This window comes from Chelatococcus sp. XZ-Ab1, assembly GCF_029309855.1.
GTDB lineage: Bacteria > Pseudomonadota > Alphaproteobacteria > Rhizobiales > Beijerinckiaceae > Chelatococcus_A > Chelatococcus_A sambhunathii.
On sequence record NZ_JARKII010000002.1, the window covers coordinates 507,855 to 530,232 of the forward strand.

The following is a 22,378-nucleotide window of genomic DNA, read 5'->3' on the forward strand; positions in this document are numbered from 1 at the left end:
GGCGATATGCAGCGCCGGACAGACCTTGCGGAAAATGGGGCATCGCGCAGCGCCATGCGGCTGGTTCTGTTGGTAGGTCCGACCATATTGCTCGTCTTTGCGGCGAGCTTCGTGCTGGCGTGGACCTTCGACCGCCGCCGGAGGCACCTTCTGGTCTTCGGCGCCTCCTGCTTGCTGTTCTGTCTCGGCACGCTGTCGCAGATCCTGCAGATCCCGCCCGGCGCCGGGCCGAATGCCGTCGTTTCGGCCTTCATCTACACTGCGAGCGTGCTCGCCTTCACCGAAGGGCTGCTCGCCCGGACCGGCAAGCGCACCTCCTTGGCCGAGAAGGCCGCCATCACACTCCTCATCGTCGGGGGCATCGCGTATTTCTATTATGTCGACCGCGACCTGCTGGTCCGCATCTACATCCTCAATTTCGGCTATGGGCTGATATGCCTCGCAACGGCCTGGCGACTGCGTGACATGCGCAAGGGGCGCCTGACGGAGCGCGTGCTGTTCTGGACGCTCCTGGCTTTTGCCCTGCATTTCTTCCCGCGGACGATCCTGACCGTTGGCGTCGCGGCGCCGGATCCGGCCCAGTTCGGCCTGTCGCCGTTCTGGCTCGCGCTGCAGTTCTCGCTCGCCGTGCTCGGTGTCGCCCTGGCGCTTGCGCTCCTTGCCGTGACGGTCGGTGATGTCATCGAGGACCTGCGCCGCACGGGCAACCTCGACCCGCTGACCGGCATTCTCAATCGGCGCGGCTTCGAGGAGGGTGCCGCGCAGCGGCTCGCCGACCGTCACAGCCATCCGCTATGCCTCGTCATCGCCGACATCGACCGCTTCAAGAACATCAACGACACCCTTGGCCATCCGGCCGGCGACGAGGTGCTGCGCACCTTCGCGGCCCTGGTGCGGCGGGCGATGCGGCGAGGCGATCTTGGGGGCCGTTTCGGTGGCGAGGAATTCGTACTGCTCCTGTCCGGGTGCGACGCGGAGGGCGCCGCGGCCTTCGCCGAGCGGCTGAGGGCGTCGGTCAGCGAGGCGCGGTTCGGCTCCCTGCCCGACGGCTGGCAGGTCACGGCGAGCTTCGGCCTGGCAGAAGCCCGCGCCGGCGAAAGCCTTGGGCAGTTGGTGGCGCGCGCGGATGCGGCGCTCTATGCGGCCAAGCGGGCCGGGCGCAACCGCGTGCGGCGGCACGGCGCCATCCCCGCCTGAGCCGCCCGTACGGCCGGTTGTCTGGGCGGCGCATCGCTCGCCGCTCTGCGATTCGACTCGGCCTGCGCCGTCCTCGTCGCCGAACCGGGACGGGCATGCCGGATATCCTCTCGGTTTCAGGCTGCTCGGGCAGCCAGAAACGCGGCCGCAACCGCGCCCTGAGGATGGTGCATCTCAGGTCGTCTCGAGCGGCGCCGAGGCATCGGGCCGCGCCCGCTCGCGCAGATGGAGGTGGCGGGGATTGAACATGGCGTAGTCTTCCAGCGCCTCGAGGTTGGGCAGAATGACCGTACCGTTCTCCATGTCGACGAGTCCGCGTCGGCGCAGCAGTTGCAGCGTCCGGTTGACGTGGACGACGGAAAGGCCGAGGGCATCGGCCAGCTCCTGCTGCGTGACCGGAAACGTGAAGCGCCCCCCGTCGGCGAGTTCCACCGCCTTGAGGCGGTGATAGATTTCGCAGAAGAGATGGGCCGTGCGCTCGCCGGCCGAGCGCCGGCCCATGTTGAGGATCCACTCGCGCGAGATCGCCTCCTCGACGAGCGTCGCCCACCACAGGGCGGTGGTGATGCGCGGGAACCGGGCAGTGACCTGCCGGATCTCCTCCGCCGGCAGGACGGCCACCTCCGCCGCCGTCACGGCCGCGATGGAATGATCCATCTCCTCGAGGACGAACACGCGCAAGTCGCAGATGTCGCCCGGCACGAAATAGCCGAGGATCTGGCGCCGGCCGTCCGGCAGCGCCTTGTAGCGGCAGGCGAAGCCAGACAGGACAAGGTTCACGCCCTGCGGCCGCTCGCCTTCCTCGATGATGATCTCGCGCGGCCGGTAGGGCACGGGCTCGGATGCGAGCGCCTCGATCGCGGCCGTCTCATCGGCATCAAAGGTACTGAAGTTGCTCAGCTTCCGCAGCAGGGGGCTCCTCTTCCCCGACAATGGGCTCATGGGCGGACTCCATCCAGTGGCCGGGACCGCTCCCCGGCAACGGCCATCGCTCAATGCGCATAGGAGCGGCGCGGTTCCGCCCGGCGGGGAACAATCGGGACCGGACGCGATTGGGGGGCCAGGACAGGGAGAGCTGCCATGCATCACACCGACCGGAACATGCGAGCCTGCATCGATGCCTGCCTTCACTGCTATGGAACGTGCCAGTCGACCGCGATGGGACACTGTCTGGCGCTCGGCGGCGCCCATACCGAAAAGCGGCATTTCACGCTGATGATGGCCTGTGCCGAGATTTGCCGCACGGCCGCGCATTTCATGCTCATCGGCTCCGAGCATCACCGGCACGTATGTGCCGAATGTGCCGAGATTTGCAGCCAATGCGCCGATGATTGCCAGCGGCTCGGGGACATGCAGGCCTGTGTCGAGGCCTGCCGTACCTGTGCCGAGCATTGCCGCAAGATGGCGGCGTGACACTGTTCCGCAGCCCGGAGGTTTTCGTGTCCGACACTCGCCCAGGCATGTCGCACAACGCCCGCGCCGCAGCGGCGCGCCAGCGTGAGGTGCAGAAGAAGGTCGATGCCGCTGACAGTCGCAAGGACGGCGGCGGCGGTGATGGCGCCATGCAGGCCGGCGCGCGCCGCTATCCCGAGCCGCCCTTCCCGGAGCAGCATCACCGCAAGCCCGGCGTCGAGGCCAAGCTCTCGCCGGCACCGATGTACGATGCGCCCTACTACCTCGGCTCGAAGAAGCTCGAAGGCAAGACGGCGCTTATCACCGGCGGCGATTCCGGCATCGGCCGGGCCGTGGCGGTGCTCTTCGCGCGCGAGGGGGCCGATGTCGCCATCGCCTATCTTTCGGAGCACGAGGACGCCGAGGAGACGCGGCGTGCGGTGGAGAAGGAGGGCCGCCGCTGCATCCTGCTGCCCGGCGACGTCGGCAGGCAGGAGACCTGCGAGGAGACGGTGAAGCGCGTGCTCGACGAATTCGGCAAGCTCGACGTGCTCGTCAACAACGCCGCCTTCCAGTACCACGCCTCCGACATCGAGGATCTCACGCCGGAGCATTTCGACACGACGCTGAAGACGAATCTCTACGGCTACTTCTTCATGGCCAAGGCGGCGATCCCGCACATGAAGCCGGGCTCGGCCATCATCAACACCGGCTCGATTACCGGCATCGACGGCAGCAAGGAACTCATCGACTATTCGATGACCAAGGGGGGCATCCACGCCTTCACGCGGGCGCTGGCGGCCAACCTGGTGTCGCGCGGCATCCGCGTCAACGCTGTCGCGCCCGGGCCCGTGTGGACACCGCTCAACCCGTCCGAGCGGCCGCCGGAGCAGGTCGCGCAGTTCGGCGCCAAGGTGCCGATGAAGCGCCCGGCCCAGCCGGAGGAGATCGCGCCCGCCTATGTCTTCTTCGCCTCGCCGCACTGTTCCAGCTACATCACGGGCGAGATCCTGCCCATCATCGGCGGCTACTGAGGCGGAGGACGGAGGCACCCATGGGTGAGTATTTCTGGTTCTTCCTCGTCGCCATCGGCCCGGTGCTGTTCGCGGCCGCCGTCATCTATGTCCTGATGCGGCGCCGGCGGCTGAGCCCCGGCGAGCGGGAGAAGCAGCACCGCAAGATCAAGGAGCTCTACGGAGACCGCCGCGAGTGAGCGCGGGGCGGTTTCGCCCTTCTCAGACACCCTCGGCGGAAGGTCCGGTGTAGCGTGCGCGGGGCCTGATGAGCCTGTCCTCCAGCCGCTGCTCCAGCGCGTGGGCGATCCAGCCGACGGTGCGGCCGACGGCGAAGATCGCGAGCGCCGCGCCCGCCGGCAGGTTGAACGCCCGGCGCAGGGCCACCAGCGCGAAATCGATGTTGGGCAGCCGCCCGGCGCTTGTCTGCATGACCTCCGCCAGGGCATCGCGGGCAGCATCCGCCGGCAGCAGCGGCAGGAGGGCGGCGGCGCGCGGGTCACCCTCCGGATAGAGCGGGTGGACGAAGCCCGGCACGCCTTCGCCCCGCCTGAGCCGCGCCTCCACGACCGCGGCCGCATCGCCGGCCCGCTCCACCTCATCGAACAGGATCTCGACCAGGCTCGTCGTGCCGCCGTGCAGGGGACCGCTCAGGGCCGCGAGGCCGGCGTTCAGGCAGGCGCCGAGCGAGGCCCCCGTCGAGGCAACGACGCGCACGGCGAAGGCTGAGGCATTGAGCTCATGATCAGCGGCGAGCACCAGCGCCCGTCGCAGGATGTCGGCGCCCCTCTCGTCGAGATGCCAGGCCCGGGCGAGATGCCGGTGGACGTCGTCGCCGTCCGGCTCCGTCCCGCTGGCCGCGGCGGCGGTCGCACGCAGCAAGGCCACGGCGCCGGGCCAGAGGCTGCGCACGTCGCGCTGCCAGGCGATGGCGCGGCCGGTGGGAACGAGCGGCAGCAGCGCCTGGCATCGTTCCGACAGCGGCAGGTGGGCAAGGCGGGCGAGGAGCGCGGCATCCCAGGGGGATGGTACTCCTGAGGGCGCCTCCGCAAAGGGATTCCGCCCCTCGCAGTTCCAGAGGAGCCGCGCCGTGTCCTCCAGCGTCGCCGTCTCGGCCCAGCGGGTCGCCTCGTGGCCGCGATAGTAGAGGCGGCCGTCCTCGATGAGCGTGATGGCGGATGCGAGGACCGGCAGGCCCCAGTCGAGCGTCGTCTCCGCGACCCGAGCGGGTCGGCGGCCGGTTTCCTTGCGTCGCTTGAGCGCCTCGATGTCGTGCGCGCTGTAGAGGCGCCGGCGCGGATCGCCCGCGGCCTCGCCCGCGCGGATGAGGCCGCGGCTTACATAGGCATAGAGCGTCGCCCGGCTGACGCCGAGGCTCTGCGCAGCCGCCGCCGCGTCCATGAACCGGTCGTGCTGCGCCACCGTCGCTCCTAGATTGATTACATGAATCAATATTGACTATATGTATTCCAGCGCCATCCTCGTGGCAAGCTTTTCGCGAGGATGACCATGACGAGCCGTTCAAACCCATTACCGCCCGCCCTTGCCCCGCTTGCCGCTCATGCCGCGCCGGGGCTCGACGATGTCATCGCCGCCGAAACCGTGCTGAGCCATGTCGATGGCGCGGCCGGGCGCCTGATCGTGCGCGGGCACGATCTGGAGGCCCTTGCGAGCAGAAGCTTCGAGAGCGTGCTCGGCCTGCTGTGGCGGGACCTCGCGCCCGAGCCGATGGAGGAGGCCGAGATCCGCAGCGCGCTCGGCCGTGCGCGCACCCACGCCTTCGCGCTCCTGCCGCCGCTGCTGCCGGCGACGGACGGCCTCGCGCCGGTCGAGGCGCTGCGCCTGCTGCTGTCGGCGCTGGCGGACGCGGAGGAGGGGCCGCATCACGTGCTCGCGGTCGCGGCGGTGCCGGTCTTCGCCGCGGCGATCCACCGCCGCCGCGCCGGGGAGGACCCGGTCGCGCCGGATATGGATCTGGGGCAGGCAGCGGATTTCCTCAGGATGCTGCACGGCAGCCCGGCTGCAGAGAGCCATGTGCGCGCGCTCGACACCTATCTCGTCACCGTCGCCGACCACGGCCTCAACGCATCGACCTTCACGGCGCGCGTCATCGCCTCGACCAAGGCGGGGCTGTTCTCATCGGTCATCGGCGCGCTCTGCGCCCTCAAGGGGCCGCTCCACGGCGGGGCGCCGGGGCCGGTGCTCGACATGCTGGACGCCATCGGCGAGGAAGGCCGGATCCGTCCGTGGCTGACAGAGGCGCTGGCGCGCGGCGAACGGCTGATGGGCTTCGGCCACCGCATCTATCGCGTGCGCGACCCGCGGGCCGACGTGCTGAAGGGCGCCGTGACCGGCCTGCGCGATGCCGGCGGCCGCATCCGCTTTGCCGAGGCGGTGGAGGCGGAGGCCCTTGCCCTGCTCGCCGAGCGCAAGCCGCTGCGGCCGCTCGAGACCAATGTCGAGTTCTATACGGCGCTCGTCCTCGAGGCCGTGGGCTTTGCACGCGAGAGCTTCACCAATGTCTTCGCGGCGGGCCGCATGGCGGGCTGGACGGCCCATGTGCTGGAGCAGGAAAAGGCCGGCCGGCTTATCCGGCCGCAGTCGCGCTATGTCGGGCCGATGCCGGCATCGCGGCCAGGCGCGTAGAGCCGGATCCCGTCAGATTGAAACCTGATCGGATCGGACCCGGGGAGTGCGCCCGGTGCTTGAAGGGCAACGTCAGCCGAGCAGGGGCGCGACGCGCTTCACCGCCTCCGCCATGGCATCCTGCGGCGTCTTCATGCCGAAGACGGCGGCCTGCGTCTCCTCGATGAAGATATCGTGGGCGCGGGCCTGCTCGTCGAAGGCGGGCAGGTGGATGCGTGAGGCGGCCACCGCCTCGGCCTCCACGCTGGCGTAAGGGTAGCTCTTGCCGAAGGCCGGGTCGGCATAGGTCTTGATCCGCACCGGCCCGTTGCCATTGAGCGCCATCTGCGTCGTCGCGGCGGGCGAGGACAGGTGCCGGATGAAATCCCAGGCGGTGCGCTGGTTCTTGGAATTGGCCGGAATGACGAGCGACCAGAACTCGACCGTCGGCGCATAGCTCGCCTTGCCGACGAGCGCCTCGGCCATCGGCGGCACGAGTGGCTTGAGCTTGCCCGGATAGCGCGACTTCTGCGGGTCGTTGTAGGAGGCGAGGCGGGCGAAGGGCTGGATGCTCATGGCGGCCCGGCCCTGCTGCATCCAGGTCGTCAGTTCCTCGTTGTTGAGCGTCGCCGTGTTACGCGGCAGGACGCCGTCCTTGTACAGCGAGGCGAGCACCTTCAGCGCCTCGACCATCGGAGCCTCGGCCGCCACGATCTTCCGGTCCTCCGTCATGTAGTCGCCATCGAGGCAGCGGGCGATGGTCAGGAAGTTCGAGGCGAAGACCGGCGTGAAGGCGAGGCCGTAGACCTGGGTTCCGTCGTCGCGTTTGAAGGTGAGCTTGCGCGCCGCCTCGACGAGTTCCTCGAAGGTCTTCGGCAGGGCGACGCCGCGCTCCTCGAACAGCGCCTCATTGTAGATGATGACATTGGTGGCGTGGCGCACGGGCACGCCGTAGAGCGCGCCGTCGAGCTGCAGGGGCTTCACGAGCCCCGGCGCGATGTCGTCGAACTCGGCGATCGGCGTCTCCTTCTGGAAGCTGTCGAGCGGCGTGAAGAGCTTGAGGTTGCGCGGCACGGCCCGGCCGTTGAGCAGATAGGCGACGTCGATTGTCGTCGTGCCGAGCGTCGCCTCGCGCAGGAGGCGTTCGTGGATGGCGTTGACGTCGCCGAGCGTCACCCAAGAGGCGGTGTTGCCGCTCTTCTGGCGCCAGGCCTCCGTCGCGTCGCCGCCCGGACCGGTCGTCGCGGCAGCCTGGTGGACGCGATGGCCGAAGACGTTGAGTTCGAGCCCCGCGGCCATGGCCGTGCGCGGCAGGAGGCCGGCGAGCGCGGCCCCGGCCGAGAGCTGCAGCATTTGGCGGCGTGACAGACGCCAGCCGTCATTCCTTGCCCAAGCGATATCCTCCGCCATCGCGGATCTCCTCCGGTTTCGTTGTTTTAATCGCCCGCCGCGCTGCGTCGTCAGGACGGCAGCAACGGCCTGACCCGTTCGACGACCGACGTCATGGCCGCCTCGGGGCTCTTCATGCCGAGGACCGCCGCCTCGGCCTCTTCCTTGAAGATGTCGCCGGCGCGCGCCGCCTCGTCGAAGGCGGGCACCGGCACGCGCGCCACCTTCAGGACGTCGCGCTCGGCATCCGCATAGGGTACCGACGCCCGGAAGCCGGCATCATCATAGGTCGAGGCGCGGACGGGACCGTTGCCGCTCAGCGCCATCTTGAGCGTCGCGTCCTTCGTCAGCATCGCCTTGATGAAACTCCAGGCGAGGTCCTTGCGCGTGCTGTTCTTGGGGATGGCGAGGCCCCAGAACTCGACCTTCGCCGGCGCAACCGCATAGCGGTCCTTCAGCGTTTCCGAGATCGGCACGGCCCCCGTCATGATCTTGCCGGCGAACTTGCTCTTCTGCGGGTCGTTGAAGATGCGGTTGCGGCCCATGCTCTGCAGGGCCATGGCAGCGCGACCCTGCTGCATCCAGGTCGCGACCTCCTCGGTCGTCAGGGCGGTGAAGTTGCGCGGGAAGGCGCCGGCCTCGAACAGGCCGCGCAGCAGGCGGATGGCATTGAGCATGCCCTCCTGATCCGCCACCACCTTGAAGTCCTTCGTGATGAAATCGCCGTCCCAGGCGCGGGCGATGTCGATGACATTGGGATAGGTGACGCCCGGCATGCACAGGCCGACGCAATTGGTGCCGTCGGCGCGCTTGTAGGTCGCGGCCTTCGCCACCTCGACGAGCTCTTCCATCGTCGCCGGCGGTTTCTCGAAGCCGCGCTCGGCGAGGATGTCGGCATTCCAGTGCAGGCCGGACGAGGCATGCCGCACGGGCACGGCGACAAGCCTGCCGCCGACGGTCATGCCCTCGATGAGGCCGGGGAAGATGTCGGCGACATCCTCCGGCGGGTCGCTGCGCATGTAGTCGTCGAGCGGCTCGAAGAGCTCGGCCGTGCGCGGCACCGCCTGGGTGTTGAGGATGAAGCCGACGTCGACGCTCGTCTGCGACAGGGAGGCTTCGCGGAACAGGCGTTCCTGCAACGGTCCCGTGTCGAACGTCGTCCATTCGACGGCGATGCCCGTATCGGCCGTCCAGGGGGCGGTGACGTCGCCGCTCTGGCCGGTCGCCACGGTCTTGTGGACGCGGTGGGAAAAGACCTGCAGCGGCGGGCCCTTGGCCGCCTGGCCGAAGGCGATGTTCGGGGCAGCCAGCGCCGCCCCTGCCGTTGCCAGCAGCGTCCTTCTGTCGATCGGTGCCATTCTCGTTCCCTCCCTTCGGGCCCGTTCTGCTGCGGGCCTCGCTGGTGATATGGGCCTAGCCTGGCCGGCCCGGCGTCGGGTCCGGCCCGAAGATCTCGCGGATGGCGGCATCGGCGGCGGCGAAGTGGCTGCGCATGGCCGCTTCCGCCGCTGCGGGATTGCCCTCCTCGATCGCCTCGGCGATGAGGGCGTGGCGCGCCAGCGTCACGCGCCAATCGTCCATGGTGCGCGCCTCGCGCGCGTTGAAGCGCACCATCATGATGCGCACGACGGGCTCGAGCCCCTTGAGCTGCAGCATGACGAGCCGGTTGTGCGCCATCGCCGCCACCTGGTTGTGGAAGGCGAGGTCCGCCTCGATCCACGCCGGCACGTCGCCGAGCGTCGCCTCCATCCGCTTCAGGATGTCGTGCATCGCGGCGATGTCGGCCTCGGTGCGCCGCTCGGCGGCGAGCGCAGCGATATGCGGCTCCAGCATGCGGCGCAGCTCCACCGCCTCGCGCAGGCCGTGCTTCGTGCTGCCGACGGCGAAGCGGTAGAAGCGCGCCAGCGGCCCGCTGTCGATGGCCCGCACGCGGCTGACCTTGCCCTGTTGCACCTGGATGACGCCCATCGCCGCGAGCTCGCGCAGCGCCTCGCGCGCGATCGGCTTGGAGATGCCGAAGGTGGCGGCGATCTGCCCCTCAGAGGGCAGGGGGTCGCCGGGCTTGAGGCGGCCGTCGATGATCGCTTCCGTCAACCGCTCGATGACCGCGTCGCCGAGACGGCTCGGCGCGATATCGGCTGCGCCGAGGAGCGTCGCCCAGTCGTCGGCGCGGGCATCGGCCGCGATGTCGAGTTGATCCTGCATGGTGCCTTCATCGCATAAACCCAGCAGGGTTGCAACCTAGAAACTTATCAGATAGGTGAGATACAAGAGAGGAAACCAGAGGCGGGATCATGCCTGACACTCCAAGGCTTGCAGCCGGCCGTATCGCGCGGGTTGAGGTGCATCCGCTGCGCGCCACGCTGCCGACAGCGCAGCGGACTTCGCAAGGCGACTGGACAACGGTCGAGATCGTCGTCGTCGAGGTGGAGACGGACCAGGGTCTCGTCGGCTTCGGGGAATGCCTCGGCCGGCGCGGCGCGGCCGCCTACGCGCGCTTCATCGAGGGCGTGCTCACGCCGAGGATCGTCGGCGAGGATGCGCTCGACCGGCGCCGGTTGTGGAACGCCATGCGCGGGGTGCTCACCGGCCGTGTCGGCGGCATGCTGGTCGAGGCTGTCGCCGGTGTCGACATCGCCCTGTGGGATATTGCCGGCAAGGCCGCCGGCATGCCGGTGGCGAAGCTCCTCGGCGGCGTCGGGCGCGGCACGGTCCTGGCCTATGCTTCCTCGATCAACTGGTTCGACGACGCGGCCGTCGAGGCGGAGGTCGCGGCTGCGCTCGCTGCCGGCTTCCGCCAGATCAAGGTGAAGACGGGCCGTTCCGTGCCCGCCTCGATCGACCGCATCCGCCTCGTGCGTCGCCTCGCCGGCGACGCCGTCGGCCTCAGCGTCGACGCCAACTGGGCCTATGACCTGGACGATGCCGTGCGCGTCGGACGCGCGCTCGAGGAGTGCGGCTACGACTGGTTCGAGGAGCCATTGCGGCCCGAGGATCGCGGGGGCTATCGCCTGTTGCGCGACAAGCTCGACGTGCGGCTCGCCGCGGGCGAGAGCGACTTCACGGCGCTCGACGCCCTGCCAATGCTGCAGGACCGCTCCATCGGCCTCATCCAGCCGGATGTGGCGCGGGCCGGCGGCATCACCGAGACTTGGCGCATCGCCGAGCTCGCACAGAGCTTCAACGTCGCCTATGCCCCGCACGTCGGCTGGTCGGGTGCTGTCTGCGTCGCTGCCAGCCTGCAGCTTGCCGCCGCCGCCGAGAACTGCCTCGCCTTCGAGTGCATGGTCTATCGCAATCCGCTGCGCGAGGCGCTGCTCATGGAGCCGGTCGGCGATCCGGCGACGATGGTCGACGGCGCGCTGCCGGTGCCGGCCGGCCCGGGACTCGGCATCACGCTCGACCGGGCGGCGCTCGCCGCCCACCGCATCACGGAGTGAGCGCATGGCGGCCTTCTCGATCTCCGCCATGCAGGAGCCGCGCCGGGCGCTGCCCTATCTCGCCCCCGCGCTCGCGCTGCTCGCCTTCGTCATCCTCATCCCGGCGGTCTATGTGCTGTGGCTCTCCTTCCAGCAGTCGACCTTCGGCCGGGCGGCGACCTTCGTCGGCTTCGCAAACTACGCCAAGATCCTCGCCGATCCCTATTTCTGGCGGGCGCTGGGCAACACGGTCATCGTCGTGCTCGTCGTCGTGCATGTCGAAGTCGTGCTCGGCCTTGCCATGGCGGTGCTGTTCGCAGCCGGTCTGCCCTTTCGGAAGCTGCTCATCGCCGCCGTCCTCGCGCCTTACGCGGTGAGCGAGGTCGGCGCCGTCGTCATGTGGCGCACGTTGTTCGATCCCGATACCGGCTTCATGACGCGGGTGCTCACCGGGATCGGCCTGCCGCCGCTCGAATGGTCCGTGGTGCCGAGCCACGGGCTGGCGCTCGTCGCTCTGCTCAGCATCTGGCTGCACCTGCCCTTCACCTTCATCATCCTCTATGCGGCGCGGCTCGCCATCCCGAAGGACCTCTACGAGGCGGCCGAGATCGACGGGGCGAGCGCGTGGCAGAGCTTTCGCCGCGTTACGCTGCCGCTGCTCATGCCGGCCATCCTCGTCGCCATGCTGTTTCGCTACATCTTCGCCTACCGCCTGTTCTCGGAAGTGTGGCTGCTGACGCAGGGCGGGCCGGCGCGCTCGACCGAGGTCGTCGCCGTCTACCTCTATCTCGAGGCCTTCCGCTACAACGACTTCGGCGCGGCGAGCGCGACCGGATGGCTGATGGTGGTGACCTCGCTGCTGCTCGCCGCCTTCTACCTGCGCCGGCTCTACCGGGAGATGTTCGCCCGTGCCGACTGATCCTGCCTTCACGCCCTCCGGGCTCCTGCGCCTCCTCGGCAAGGCCGTTGCCGTTGCCCTGGTGCTCGCCTGGTCGCTCGGGCCGATCGCCCTCATCGTGAGCGCCGCCTTCACGCCCGAGCGCGACATCTTCGCGACCGGCGTCGGCTGGCGGCCGACCTTCGAGAATTTCGTCGCCCTGTGGCAGCGCTGGGGCGACTTCTTCACCGGGCTCGCCAACAGCTTCATCGTCACCGTGGGCGCGACGCTGCTCGCGGTGCTCACCTCGACGCTCGCGGGCTTCGGCTATTCGCGCTGGCGCAGCCGTTTCCTCTCCGGCTCCGTCTTCGCCATGATCGCGCTGCGTCTCCTGCCGCCCATCGTGACGACGCTGCCGCTGTTCCCGATCGTCAACGCGCTTGGGCTCAACGACACCTATGCGGTGCTCATCATCCTCTACGCGGCCTTCTTCGTGTCGCTCGGCACCATGGTGATGCGCACCTTCATCGACCAGATCCCGCGCGAGCTCGACGAGGCGGCGATGATGGACGGGGCGAGCCAGGCGCAGATCTTCCGCCGCGTCATCCTGCCCCTGTCGGCGCAGGGCATGGTGGCGGTCGCCATCTTCGTCATCGTCTATGCGTGGAACGAGTTCCTCTTCGCCTTCATCTTCACGACGAAGAACGCCAAGACCGCGCCCCTCGTGCTGTCCGAGATGATCGGTTCGCTCGAGGGCGTCGAATGGGGCGTCCTCTTCGCCGCCACCACCGTGCAGCTCCTGCCCATCCTCGCCTTCGTCGTCCTGTGCCAGCGCCATCTCATCGAAGGCCTGACGGCGGGCGCCACCAAGGGCTGAGAAGGACCATCCCGATGACACTCGACCGCCATGAGATCGCTTCGGCCCTGCGTCTCGCCGATCCCGCCCTGTCGCGCTTCGACCCGCTGCCGCGCATCATCGCCTTCGACGATTTCGACCGCGGCTTCTGCGGCTGGACGCAGCTCGTCGGCAATTACGAGGACACGCTCGATGCCATGCATCCGGGCTATGCCCAGCATTCACAGGCCATGCTGTCGACCTTGCCGACATGGGACTTCGGCAGCCACGGCGGCTTCGACGGCAGCTATGCGCTGAAGATCGCGACCCGGCCGCGGGCGGGCGCGCGCAACGTCTCGATCAAGCGGCTCACCTTCCGTCGGCGCGGCCCCATCCGGCTCGAGTTCTACTTCACCTTCAAGCCCGAGGCGAACGAGCTGCGCCTGTCGGAAACCGACGTGCGCTCCATCGGCTTCCTCTACGACCTGCAGACGGGGGACCAGGACGGCGACGCCTGGCGCATCATGCCGCATCTGCGCTTCCTCAACGCGCTCGACGGCGCGCATGTGCAGAAGTGGCAGTTCAAGCGCCGGAACGAGCCCTTCGCCGCGGTCGGCGCCGGGAACAAGACGGTGACGCACTATCACCTGGCGCCGGAAGGATGGGAGGACATCGCCGGCGGCGGGCAGAGGCTCTGCTACAACGAGATTCCGACCAAGGTGAACTGGCACTACTGCCGCTTCGACTTCGACCTTGCGACCATGCAGGCGACCGGCCTTGCCTGCAACGACCGGGAATTCGACCTGTCGGGCTTCGACAGCATGCGCATACCGGCCATGCGCAACCTCTGGTGCATGCTGAACCTCGCCTTCTTCGTCGAGACGGACACGGACAAGCGCGCCAGCCTCTTCATCGATTCCGTCTGCCTGTCGGGAGATTTCTGATGCTGCGCGAAAGCCAGGCCGCCGTCGTCGCCCGCAATGAGGAGTGGCGGGGCGCATCCGCCACCGAGCCCTACGAGGCCGGCTGGGCGAGCGAGGCCGTTGTCTTCGTGCGCGCCCTGAAGGACGCGGTCGGCGCGCCGGGCCGTGCCCGCGTCGAGCTGTCGCCCGACGGCATGCACTGGGTGGCGGAGGGCAGCGCGTTCGACCTGCCGGTGCGGGCCGGCGAAGTCACCTTCGCGCGCGTCGCGCATTTCGGGACGTGGCTCAGGATCGCCGCGGACCTGCCGGAGGGGGCCGCGCTCACCGTCCTCGTCACCTGGCATCTGAAGGCCTGAGCCATGGGGAGCCCATTCCGCAACGACGGGCGCGTCGCCCTCGTCACCGGGTCGAGCCGCGGTATCGGGCGGGCGGTCGCGCTCGGCCTCGCGCAGAGCGGCGGCGCCGTCGCGGTGCACGGCGCGGAGGGAAGCGCGGCGCTGGACGAAGCGGTGGAGGAGATGCGCACCGCCGGTGTCCGCGCCGAGGCGTTCGCCGCCGATCTCGCCCAGGCGGACGCCTGCCGGCGCCTGCCGGAGGCCGTGGCCGAGGCGCTGGGGCCGATCGACATTCTCGTGCTCAATGCGTCGCTCGAGCTGCGCCGCGACTGGCGCGACGTGACGGAGGAGGAGATTGCGCAACAGGTCGCGGTCAATCTCACCGCGAGCCTCCTCCTCCTGCAGGCCGTGGTGCCAGGCATGGCGGCGCGCGGCTTCGGCCGCGTCATCGCCATGGGCAGCATCCAGGAGGTGCGGCCCAATCCGCGCCTGGTGGTCTATGCGGCGCTGAAGAGCGCCCAGACCAACGTGATGGTCAACCTGGCGCGCCAATATGCGGCGCAGAACGTCACTTTCAATACGGTCTCGCCCGGCGCCATCGCGACCGAGCGCAACGCCGCCGTCCTCGTCGATCCGGCCTATCGGGCGCGTGTGGAGAGCGAGATCCCGGCAGGACGCATTGGCCTGCCACAGGACTGCGTCGGCGCCTGCCTGCTGCTCGCCTCCGATGCGGGGGCCTATATCAACGGCGCCCGGCTCTTCGTCGACGGCGGCTGGCATGTTGGCTGAGCGGGTTGAGCGCGACCGCCCCGCGTCCACTGATTCTTGCCCGCAGGTGCCCTGCGGCGCGGGCGATGGCGTCCGCAACGGCTTGGTGGCGATCGCTCGGCGGGTCCTTCGAGCGCAACGGATAGGCCACATGCCGGTGACGGAGGTGGCCGAGGACCTCGCGGAGACCTGTACGGTCGCGGCTGTCATCGACAAGCTTTTCAAGCCGGACCTGGAAGCTTTGCAGGACACGCCGAACGCCCTCGACGTCCCCGCCGTGCGCGCCGCGATCCGTCCATGGGCGACAGTGGTCGCCTGCCCATGACGCGCCGGGGCTCTGGCGATAGGATGGCCATGGCGCTGCCCTGCGCGACAGTGCCATGGGGCGGGACAGGAGTGGGCCATGCCTTTTCTCAACCGTGTGGAGGCGGGACGAAGGCTCGCCAAGGCCCTGGCGGGATGGCGGAACGAGGACCCCGTGGTCTTCGCCTTGCCGCGCGGCGGCGTGCCGGTCGCGGCCGAAATTGCCGCCGCTTTCCATGCGCCGCTCGATCTCGTCCTCGTGCGCAAGCTCGGAGTGCCGCGGCAGCCGGAGCTTGCGATGGGTGCGGTCGTTGACGGGGCCGAGCCCATCACCGTGTGCAATGAGGAGATCATCGCGGGGGCGCAGATTGCGCCTGCCGACTTCGAAGCCGTGCGGGCACGCGAACTCGCCGAGATCGAGCGCCGGCGTCGCTTCTATCTCGGATCGCGCCCGCCCGTGCGGGTGGAAGGCCGCTGCGCCATCGTGGTCGACGATGGCATCGCGACGGGCGCGACCGTCAGGGCGGCCCTGCGGGCCATCCGCCGCCGCGCACCGGCGCGGCTTGTCCTCGCGACGCCGGTCGCGCCGCGTGACGTCGTCGCCGATCTCTGCGACGAGGCCGATGCCGTCGTCTGCCTCGAGACACCGGAGCCGTTCTGGGCCGTCGGAGCCGCCTATCTTGATTTCGGCCAGGTGGAGGACGAGGCTGTGATCGCGACGCTGGCACGTTTCCCGCCGGACGAGGGCAGCGCCCGACCGTCCTTGCAGCCGTAGGCGCGTCAGCCCTGCGCCAGGGCCAATCGGGCCCGCGCGAGCACGTCATCCGGTGTGCCGTCCGTGTCGACGGCCCTCCAGCCTGGCTCGGCGGTGACGTCGCCCGTTTCGCGCGCGGCCTGGATCGCGACGACTGCGGCATCCGCATCCGATGCATCGCCGCGGCGGGCCTCGACGCGCGCGACAAGCCTGTCGAGCGGCGCTGAGAGCCACAGCCCGGTGAAGGGGATGCCGAGGTCTGCGGCGAGTGCTGCGACGGCGGCGCGCTCGCCTGGGCGCTGGTGTACGGCATCGACGATGACCGGCCGGCCGGCTTCCAGCGCCGCCCGGGCATCGCGGCACAGCCGGTCGTAGACCGCGGCAGTCGCCGTTGCATCATAGGCGCTGTCCGGCAGGCGCTCCGTTTCAACCGCGCCAAAGAGCTGCTTGCGGATGACGTCGCTGCGCAGGTGAATGGCGCCGGGCGGGCGGCCGATCAGCGGGGCGAGGGCCGCGGCAAGAGTGCTCTTGCCAGTACCCGAGAGGCCGCCGACGGCGACGAGCCGCGGCGGTCCGGGGTCGAGGACGGCTTCGGCGAGGCTAAAATAGCGCCGGCACTCGGCGCTCGCCCGCTCGCGCGCCTCCTCGTCGAGATGGGCGAGCCCTGCCGCGGTGACCTTCGCCCGGATCGCGGCGCGGACGCTGATGAAGAGCGGCAGCGCGGCGAGCCCGGCGAGGTGGCCCGGCTCGCGGCTCTCGACGAGGTAGCGGTTGAGAAGGAGGTTGGCCTCGCCCTGCAGGTTCCGCTCGATCAGGTCCATCAGCAGGAAGGCGAGGTCGTAGAGCACGTCCGTCGTCGCCAGCGCCTCGTCGAATTCGAGGGCGTCGAACAGGCGGGGTGCCCCGTCGAGGAGCACGAGGTTGCCGAGATGAAGATCGCCGTGGCAGCGGCGGACATGGCCATCCCGGGCGCGCTGTGCCAGTAGCGTGGCCACGCGCTCGCGCGCGGCGAGCGACTGGCGGGTCAAACGCTCCGTCCGTTGCGCGGGAAAGAGAACGGGCTGCTCGGCGAGGCTCGTGCCGTTCTCGGCGATGATGGCCGCGAGCGCGCCGGCGAAATCGGCGCCGTGATGGACGGGCGCCCGCGCATGAGCCTCCGCGACGGCCCGCGCCACGGCCGCGACGATGGCAGGCGTCAGGGCCCCCTCGGCCGCCAGGCGGTCGAGCGTACGGGTCTCGTCGAAGCGGCGCATGTGCACCGCCCACTCCACGATCGTGCCTGGGCCGCCGAGGTTGAGCGTGCCGTCCCGGCGCACGATCGGGACGAGGCCGAGATAGATATCCGGCGCACCGGGCCGGTTGATCGCGATCTCGCGCTCGCAGGCGAGCTGCCGCTTCTCCAGGCTGGAGAAATCCATGTAGGGAAAGCGCACGGCGCGCTTCACCTTGTAGGCGTCCGAGCCGGTGAGGAAGACGATCGCGCCGTGCGTGTCGATGCGCTTGACGGGGCCACCCCCGCCATGGCTGTCCGGCGAGGCAAGGAAGCGCAGGATCTCGTCCTGATCTTCGGTGACGTGGTGTGTCGGCGTCATCCTGCCTCGACGGACCGGCGTGGAGCCCGCGCACTCAGTGCTCCGTATGGATGACCTTGTCCTCGGCCTTGCGCACGAGCGTCGCGAATTCCTGCGTATAGTCCGTGACCGCCTGCTGCGCAAAGGCCGTCTGCCGCTCCATGGCCTCCGGCAGGTCGCGGCAGCGGCCGAGATCCTGCCAGAATGAGGCCTGGGCCTCCAGGCGGCGGGCCATGAAGTGCAGCATCTCCGTGCCGATGGCGACCGGCAGGTCGAAGGTGGAAGTCTTGATCCAGAGCGGGAATGCCTCGAGCGGCAGTTGCATGTCGCCGGCGTTCGGGCGGCGCGGACGTGTGGCTTGCTTGTCCGGGGTCATCGTCTCTCCCTCCCTCTTGGAGAACCCAAGCTTGGGCGCGCGGTGGACCCGCGTCCTTGATGAAACGCAATCCTGCCCGGAAAAGACGGCCACTTTCCGGCCGGGGGCTGCGGCGGAGCCTCTTTTATCAGGCAGCAGGCACATGGCCGCGCGCGGCGAGGAGATCGACGATGCGTCCGGCTTCCTGCTGCGGCGTCTCGGCCGTGCCGTCGAGGCGAAGGTCGGGCGCCTGCGGCCGCTCGTAGGGGGCGCCGACGCCGGTGAAGTCGCTGACGAGGCCCTGCCGGGCCCGCATGTAGAGCCCCTTGGGGTCGCGCGAGGCGCAGACATCGAGCGGCGTGTCGACGAAGATCTCGTAGAACGGCACGTCCTTGGCAATGGCGCGGGCGTTGGCCCGGTCCTGGGCATAGGGGGCGATGGCCGCCACGATGGCGATGAGGCCGGCATCGGCGAGGATATGCGCCACCTCGGCGAGGCGCCGCACGTTCTCGGCGCGCTCGGGCGGCGAGAAGCCGAGATCGCGGTTGAGGCCGTGGCGCATGTTGTCGCCATCGAGCACATAGGCGTGGCATCCCGCCGCGGTCAGCCGGCGCTCCAGCGCATTCGCCACCGTCGACTTGCCGGCGCCGGAGGGACCCGTGAGCCAGAGGATGGCGGGGGTCTGCCGCCCGGCGCTCGGCCGGTCTGCCGTGGTCGTATCGAAGCGCTGCCAGTAGACGTTGGCGGCGGCGTTCACGGCTTCGACCACCATGCCCGCTGCGAGAGTCTCGTTGTTCAGCCGGTCGATGAGCAGCAAGGAGCCGAGCGTTCGGTTGTCGCCATAGCGCTCCACGACGACCGGACGGCCTGTCTCGAGAACGGCCGTGCCGATATCGTTCGCGCCGAGCGTTGTTGCCGGGTTCTCCGCCATGCGCACGACGTCGAGCCGACTGCGCAGGGCGGTGATGCGGCAGGGCACGAGGTCCGTGCCCTGCCGCATGAGCAACTCCCGGCCCGTGCCGAGCGGCATCTCGGACAGCCAGACGAGGCGAACGACCACATGGTTCACGCAGGCCGGCGGGTTGTCCGGGCAGGCGAAAACCGTGCCGCGGCCGGCTTCGATCTCGCGGTCGAGCACCAGCGTCACGGCTTCGCCGGGCCCTGCTTCCTCCAACTCGCCGGCGAAGGTGACGATCTGTCTGATGCGGCTCGGCTGCCCGCCAGGCAAAGCGACCACGGGATCGCCGCGCCGGACACGGCCGCCGGCGACCGTGCCCTGATATCCCCGAAAGTCCGGATCCGACCGGCTGACGCGCTGGACGGGAAAGCGCAGGCTGCCGGTGCGCCGCGGCGCGAGCGCGAGGGTCTCAAGGAGGTCGAGGAGGGTGGGGCCTGCGTGCCACGGCATCGCGGCGGCGGGATGGACGATGTTCTCGCCGAGGGCCGCCGAGAGCGGCACGGAGCGCACATCGAGGCCGAGACTGTCGGCATGGGAGCGGAACGACGCCACGATGGCCCTGAACACGTTTTCGTCATGGCCGACAAGGTCCATCTTGTTGACGGCGAGAATGACATCGCGGATGCCCATCAGACCGGCGATGACCGCATGCCGCCGCGTTTGCGGGAGCAGCCCCTTGCGCGCATCGACCAGCAGCACCGCGGCGTCGCAGATTGAGGCGCCGGTCGCCATGTTGCGGGTGAACTGCTCGTGCCCGGGAGCGTCGACCACGATGAAGCTGCGCCGCGCCGTTGCAAAATAACGGTAGGCGACGTCGATGGTGATGCCCTGCTCGCGCTCGGCGGCGAGGCCGTCGAGCAGCAGGGCGTAGTCGAAGCCATCCTCGCCGCCGGCGCCGGCAACGGCCGCCATCTGGTCCTCCGGCACGAGGCCGGCGTCGGCCATCAGCCGCCCGAGCAGGGTCGACTTGCCGTCGTCGACCGCGCCGCAGGCAAGGACTCTCAGCAGGCCGTGTTCCTCGATCGGCGCGGCGCTCGTCGCGCAGGCATCGATGATGCGCACTCAGAAATATCCTTCCGCCTTCTTGGCCTCGATGGAATCCGCCCGCTCGCCATCGATGAGGCGGCCGGCACGCTCCGACCGGCGCGAACTGCGCAATTCGTCGATGACGGCATCGAGGGTGGCGGCTTCGGATACGACCGCCGCCGTCAGCGGGTAGCAGCCGAGCGTGCGAAAGCGCACCCGCATCGGCTGCGGTGTCTCGCCCGGCGCGAGCGGCAGGCGGGCGTCGTCCACCATGATCAGGCTGTCGCCGCGACGCACGACGGGCCGCTCGCGCGCGAAATAAAGCGGCACGACCGGGATTGCCTCGGCGCGGACATAGGCCCACACATCGTGCTCCGTCCAGTTCGAGAGGGGGAAGACGCGCATGGTTTCGCCCTCGAGGAGCCGCGTATTGGCGAGCCCCCAGGGCTCGGGGCGCTGCATCTTCGGATCCCAGCGGTGGCCAGGCGCTCGCACCGAGAACATGCGCTCCTTGGCGCGGCTCTTCTCCTCGTCGCGTCGCGCCCCGCCGATGGCCGCATCCGCGCCGAGACGGTCGAGGATCTGCCGCAGTGCCACCGTCTTCATCGCGTGTGTGTAAAGGCCCGCGCCGTGGCTGAAGGGCGATATGCCGGCCGCGAGCCCCTCGTGATTGGTATGGACGACGAGGTCGAGGCCGAGCGCGCATGCCTGCGCATCGCGGAAGGCGATCATCTCCCGAAACTTCCAGGTCGTATCGACGTGAACGACCTTGAAGGGAATGGCCTCCGGGTAAAAAGCCTTGCGCGCCAGATGCAGCAGGACGGAGGAATCTTTCCCGATCGAATAGAGGAGGGCCGGCCGGCGGAACACGGCTGCGGTCTCGCGCAGGACGTGGACGGCCTCCGCCTCCAGCATGCGCTGATGGGCGCTCAGCGCAAAGCGGTCGGTCGATTGGCTTGCAGGCGGGGCGGCGCCGGTCGCGTCCAGCATGGCTCGGCAATCGGATCAAACATGAAAAATGGCAAACAACGCAGGAAAACGGGCAGAATGTAGCCATGGGTGAAACGACTTGCAAGCCTCGCGACGGCGACGTCCGAGCGACGGCTGTTGACATTATCCCTATTATAGGTTTAATTTCCTATATGGGATCATTCATTGCATCAGATCATTCATGGGGACTGCCGTGGCCATCGCTTCCGAAACCACCGCCAATCTGAAGCTGCCCTATATCGCCGCCGGCCAGGCGCAGAAACACGTGACCCATAACGAGGCGCTGCACATGCTGGATGCGCTGGTGCAACTTGCCGTCGCGGACACGGACCGGACGGTGCCACCGGCCGACCCGGCCGAAGGCGCGCGCCATATTGTCGGTGAGGGCGCGACGGATGCCTGGACAGGCAGGGACCACCACGTCGCCATCTTCGTCGACGGCGGCTGGTTGACCTTCGCCCCTGCGCCCGGCTGGATGGCCTATGTGACGGGCGAAGGGCGTCTTCGTGTCTGGACCGGGACGGAATGGGCTACCATGCAGGACGATACGCCGACCGAGCTGCACAATCTCGCCGCTCTTGGCGTCGGCACTCGGGCGGACGAGGTCAATGGCTTTGCTGCCAAGCTCGAGAATGCCCTTTGGTCGGCGAAATACACAGGCGAGGGGGGTAGCGGCACGCTGCGCATGGCGCTCAACAAGGAAGGCTCCGCCGACACGGTCTCGCTCATCTTCAACAGCGACTGGTCGGGACGCGCCGAGATCGGCCTCGCCGGCAGCGACCATTTCGAGATCAAGGTCTCGGAGGACGGCTCGCTCTGGACGCCGGCGCTGCGGATTGATCCCGCGAGCGGCGCGGTAACACTTCCGCAGACGCGGCAGGAGTGCGGCCTGCGCAATCTCCTCATCAACGCCCGCGGCCTCGTGAACCAGCGCGGCTATGTCTCGGGCACGGCGACGGCGGCCGCCGGCCGCTATACGCTCGACCGCTGGCGGGTGGTGGCTGCGGGGCAGGCGCTCGCCTGGACCGAGGCCAACGGCTATCGCACCTTTACCGCGCCGGCCGGCGGCGTCGAGCAGGTGATCGAGGGCCTCGACGTCGTGGCCGGCACCTACGTGCTCTCATGGATCGGCACGGCAAGCGCCAGCGTCAACGGCGCGGCCGTGGCGAAGGGCGGCACCGTGTCGCTTGCCGGCGGTGCGAATGTCACCGTGCGTTTCTCGGGCGGCACCTTCGCCTTGCCGCAGCTGGAGCGTGGCACGGTGCCGTCAGCCTTCGAGGTGCGGCCGTTCAGCCAGGAGCTGATCATGTGCCAGCGCTATTTCGAGAAGTCATACAATCTCGAGGTGGCGCCGGGCACGGCGAGCCAGATGGGCCGGCGCAACCAGAACACCTTCCAGATCGCGACCAATCACCGGGCCGATATTCCCTTCCGCGTCATCAAGCGCGCGGCGCCCACGGTGACGATCTACAACCCGACCACCGGCGCCGCGGGGCAGGTGCGCGCCCAGCCGGACGCGGACATCACCATCGGCGGCGTCTACGTGCCCGGCGGCGCCGGCTGCATGATCGACTTCGTCACGACCGCCACGACCCAGGCCGTGTACTGGCACTGGGTGGCCGAGGCCGAGCTCTGACAACTGCGTGAC

The 22,378-nt window shown here is 69.1% G+C and carries 23 protein-coding genes; 14 read left to right on the forward strand and 9 right to left on the reverse strand.

The genetic code is table 11. The annotated features are described in order from the left end of the window. Nucleotides 1–69: 69 nt before the first annotated feature. Complete coding sequence (locus tag P2T65_RS05770; RefSeq protein WP_245282632.1) at nucleotides 70–1,197, forward strand: GGDEF domain-containing protein; 1,128 nt, start codon at nucleotides 70–72, stop codon at nucleotides 1,195–1,197. A gap of 174 nt (nucleotides 1,198–1,371) precedes the next feature. Here the strand turns inward: P2T65_RS05770 and P2T65_RS05775 are convergent, their stop codons facing one another. Beyond that, complete coding sequence (locus P2T65_RS05775) at nucleotides 1,372–2,139, reverse strand: Crp/Fnr family transcriptional regulator (protein ID WP_276199382.1); 768 nt, start codon at nucleotides 2,137–2,139, stop codon at nucleotides 1,372–1,374. A 138-nt stretch (nucleotides 2,140–2,277) separates the two neighbouring features. Between P2T65_RS05775 and P2T65_RS05780 the strand changes: the two genes are divergently transcribed. The 3 genes from P2T65_RS05780 to P2T65_RS05790 are packed head-to-tail and all read left to right on the forward strand — an operon-like array spanning nucleotide 2,278 to nucleotide 3,802. Continuing rightward, the gene (locus tag P2T65_RS05780) at nucleotides 2,278–2,610 is read left to right on the forward strand and encodes a four-helix bundle copper-binding protein (protein ID WP_055458564.1); all 333 of its coding nucleotides are present in this window, start codon (nucleotides 2,278–2,280) and stop codon (nucleotides 2,608–2,610) included. A gap of 47 nt (nucleotides 2,611–2,657) precedes the next feature. Then, nucleotides 2,658–3,623: an SDR family oxidoreductase gene (locus P2T65_RS05785; RefSeq protein WP_055458949.1), complete on the forward strand. Its 966-nt coding sequence runs from the start codon at nucleotides 2,658–2,660 to the stop codon at nucleotides 3,621–3,623. A gap of 20 nt (nucleotides 3,624–3,643) precedes the next feature. Then, nucleotides 3,644–3,802 carry a hypothetical protein gene (locus P2T65_RS05790; protein ID WP_019401734.1) on the forward strand — a complete coding sequence of 53 codons (159 nt, stop codon included), beginning with the start codon at nucleotides 3,644–3,646 and terminating at the stop codon, nucleotides 3,800–3,802. Between the two features lie 22 nt (nucleotides 3,803–3,824). On the opposite strand, the gene P2T65_RS05795 is transcribed toward P2T65_RS05790, so the two are convergent. After that, nucleotides 3,825–5,024, reverse strand: a complete 1,200-nt coding sequence (locus tag P2T65_RS05795) for a citrate synthase family protein (RefSeq protein ID WP_245282631.1) — start codon at nucleotides 5,022–5,024, stop codon at nucleotides 3,825–3,827. An 87-nt stretch (nucleotides 5,025–5,111) separates the two neighbouring features. Here P2T65_RS05795 and P2T65_RS05800 point away from each other — a divergent pair, with 87 nt between their 5' ends. Beyond that, nucleotides 5,112–6,248: a citrate synthase gene (locus P2T65_RS05800; RefSeq protein WP_276199383.1), complete on the forward strand. Its 1,137-nt coding sequence runs from the start codon at nucleotides 5,112–5,114 to the stop codon at nucleotides 6,246–6,248. A 72-nt stretch (nucleotides 6,249–6,320) separates the two neighbouring features. Here the strand turns inward: P2T65_RS05800 and P2T65_RS05805 are convergent, their stop codons facing one another. Genes P2T65_RS05805 through P2T65_RS05815 form a run of 3 tightly spaced genes read right to left on the reverse strand, consistent with a single transcriptional unit; the run spans nucleotide 6,321 to nucleotide 9,821 of the window. Further along, nucleotides 6,321–7,637 (reverse strand): extracellular solute-binding protein, encoded by a 1,317-nt coding sequence (locus P2T65_RS05805; RefSeq protein WP_276199384.1) that lies wholly within the window; start codon nucleotides 7,635–7,637, stop codon nucleotides 6,321–6,323. Between the two features lie 50 nt (nucleotides 7,638–7,687). Continuing rightward, entirely contained in the window at nucleotides 7,688–8,974 is a 1,287-nt protein-coding gene (locus tag P2T65_RS05810) for an extracellular solute-binding protein (RefSeq protein ID WP_055458561.1), read from the reverse strand. Nucleotides 8,975–9,029: 55 nt separating this feature from the next. Beyond that, complete coding sequence (locus P2T65_RS05815) at nucleotides 9,030–9,821, reverse strand: FadR/GntR family transcriptional regulator (protein WP_055458560.1); 792 nt, start codon at nucleotides 9,819–9,821, stop codon at nucleotides 9,030–9,032. An 89-nt stretch (nucleotides 9,822–9,910) separates the two neighbouring features. Between P2T65_RS05815 and P2T65_RS05820 the strand changes: the two genes are divergently transcribed. From P2T65_RS05820 to P2T65_RS05855, 8 genes are all read left to right on the forward strand, one after another. Beyond that, on the forward strand, nucleotides 9,911–11,056 hold the full coding sequence (locus tag P2T65_RS05820) for a mandelate racemase/muconate lactonizing enzyme family protein (protein WP_276199385.1): 1,146 nt from the start codon (nucleotides 9,911–9,913) through the stop codon (nucleotides 11,054–11,056). Nucleotides 11,057–11,060: 4 nt separating this feature from the next. Continuing rightward, nucleotides 11,061–11,954 (forward strand): sugar ABC transporter permease, encoded by an 894-nt coding sequence (locus P2T65_RS05825; protein WP_276199386.1) that lies wholly within the window; start codon nucleotides 11,061–11,063, stop codon nucleotides 11,952–11,954. Continuing rightward, nucleotides 11,944–12,789 (forward strand): carbohydrate ABC transporter permease, encoded by an 846-nt coding sequence (locus tag P2T65_RS05830; protein WP_245282630.1) that lies wholly within the window; start codon nucleotides 11,944–11,946, stop codon nucleotides 12,787–12,789. The genes P2T65_RS05825 and P2T65_RS05830 overlap by 11 nt, the downstream gene beginning before the upstream one ends. 14 nt (nucleotides 12,790–12,803) lie before the next feature. Next, complete coding sequence (locus P2T65_RS05835; RefSeq protein WP_063188720.1) at nucleotides 12,804–13,691, forward strand: DUF6772 family protein; 888 nt, start codon at nucleotides 12,804–12,806, stop codon at nucleotides 13,689–13,691. Further along, nucleotides 13,691–14,026, forward strand: coding sequence for a hypothetical protein (locus tag P2T65_RS05840; RefSeq protein ID WP_019404311.1), 336 nt, complete (start codon nucleotides 13,691–13,693; stop codon nucleotides 14,024–14,026). The genes P2T65_RS05835 and P2T65_RS05840 overlap by 1 nt, the downstream gene beginning before the upstream one ends. 3 nt (nucleotides 14,027–14,029) lie before the next feature. After that, nucleotides 14,030–14,794 carry an SDR family oxidoreductase gene (locus P2T65_RS05845; RefSeq protein ID WP_063188716.1) on the forward strand — a complete coding sequence of 255 codons (765 nt, stop codon included), beginning with the start codon at nucleotides 14,030–14,032 and terminating at the stop codon, nucleotides 14,792–14,794. A gap of 130 nt (nucleotides 14,795–14,924) precedes the next feature. After that, nucleotides 14,925–15,098, forward strand: coding sequence for a hypothetical protein (locus P2T65_RS05850; protein WP_276199387.1), 174 nt, complete (start codon nucleotides 14,925–14,927; stop codon nucleotides 15,096–15,098). Between the two features lie 78 nt (nucleotides 15,099–15,176). Further along, the gene (locus P2T65_RS05855) at nucleotides 15,177–15,851 is read left to right on the forward strand and encodes a phosphoribosyltransferase family protein (protein ID WP_055458555.1); all 675 of its coding nucleotides are present in this window, start codon (nucleotides 15,177–15,179) and stop codon (nucleotides 15,849–15,851) included. A 5-nt stretch (nucleotides 15,852–15,856) separates the two neighbouring features. Here P2T65_RS05855 and P2T65_RS05860 read toward each other — a convergent pair whose 3' ends face one another. The 4 genes from P2T65_RS05860 to cysD form a co-directional block, all read right to left on the reverse strand. Continuing rightward, nucleotides 15,857–17,422, reverse strand: a complete 1,566-nt coding sequence (locus P2T65_RS05860; RefSeq protein ID WP_055458554.1) for a bifunctional aminoglycoside phosphotransferase/ATP-binding protein — start codon at nucleotides 17,420–17,422, stop codon at nucleotides 15,857–15,859. A gap of 34 nt (nucleotides 17,423–17,456) precedes the next feature. Continuing rightward, on the reverse strand, nucleotides 17,457–17,777 hold the full coding sequence (locus tag P2T65_RS05865) for a phasin family protein (RefSeq protein WP_055458553.1): 321 nt from the start codon (nucleotides 17,775–17,777) through the stop codon (nucleotides 17,457–17,459). 127 nt (nucleotides 17,778–17,904) lie between these two features. Beyond that, nucleotides 17,905–19,776, reverse strand: coding sequence for an adenylyl-sulfate kinase (cysC, locus tag P2T65_RS05870; protein ID WP_276199388.1), 1,872 nt, complete (start codon nucleotides 19,774–19,776; stop codon nucleotides 17,905–17,907). After that, on the reverse strand, nucleotides 19,777–20,730 hold the full coding sequence (gene cysD / locus P2T65_RS05875) for a sulfate adenylyltransferase subunit CysD (RefSeq protein WP_072249451.1): 954 nt from the start codon (nucleotides 20,728–20,730) through the stop codon (nucleotides 19,777–19,779). A 193-nt stretch (nucleotides 20,731–20,923) separates the two neighbouring features. Between cysD and P2T65_RS05880 the strand changes: the two genes are divergently transcribed. Next, entirely contained in the window at nucleotides 20,924–22,366 is a 1,443-nt protein-coding gene (locus P2T65_RS05880; RefSeq protein ID WP_276199389.1) for a DUF2793 domain-containing protein, read from the forward strand. Nucleotides 22,367–22,378 lie beyond the last annotated feature (12 nt).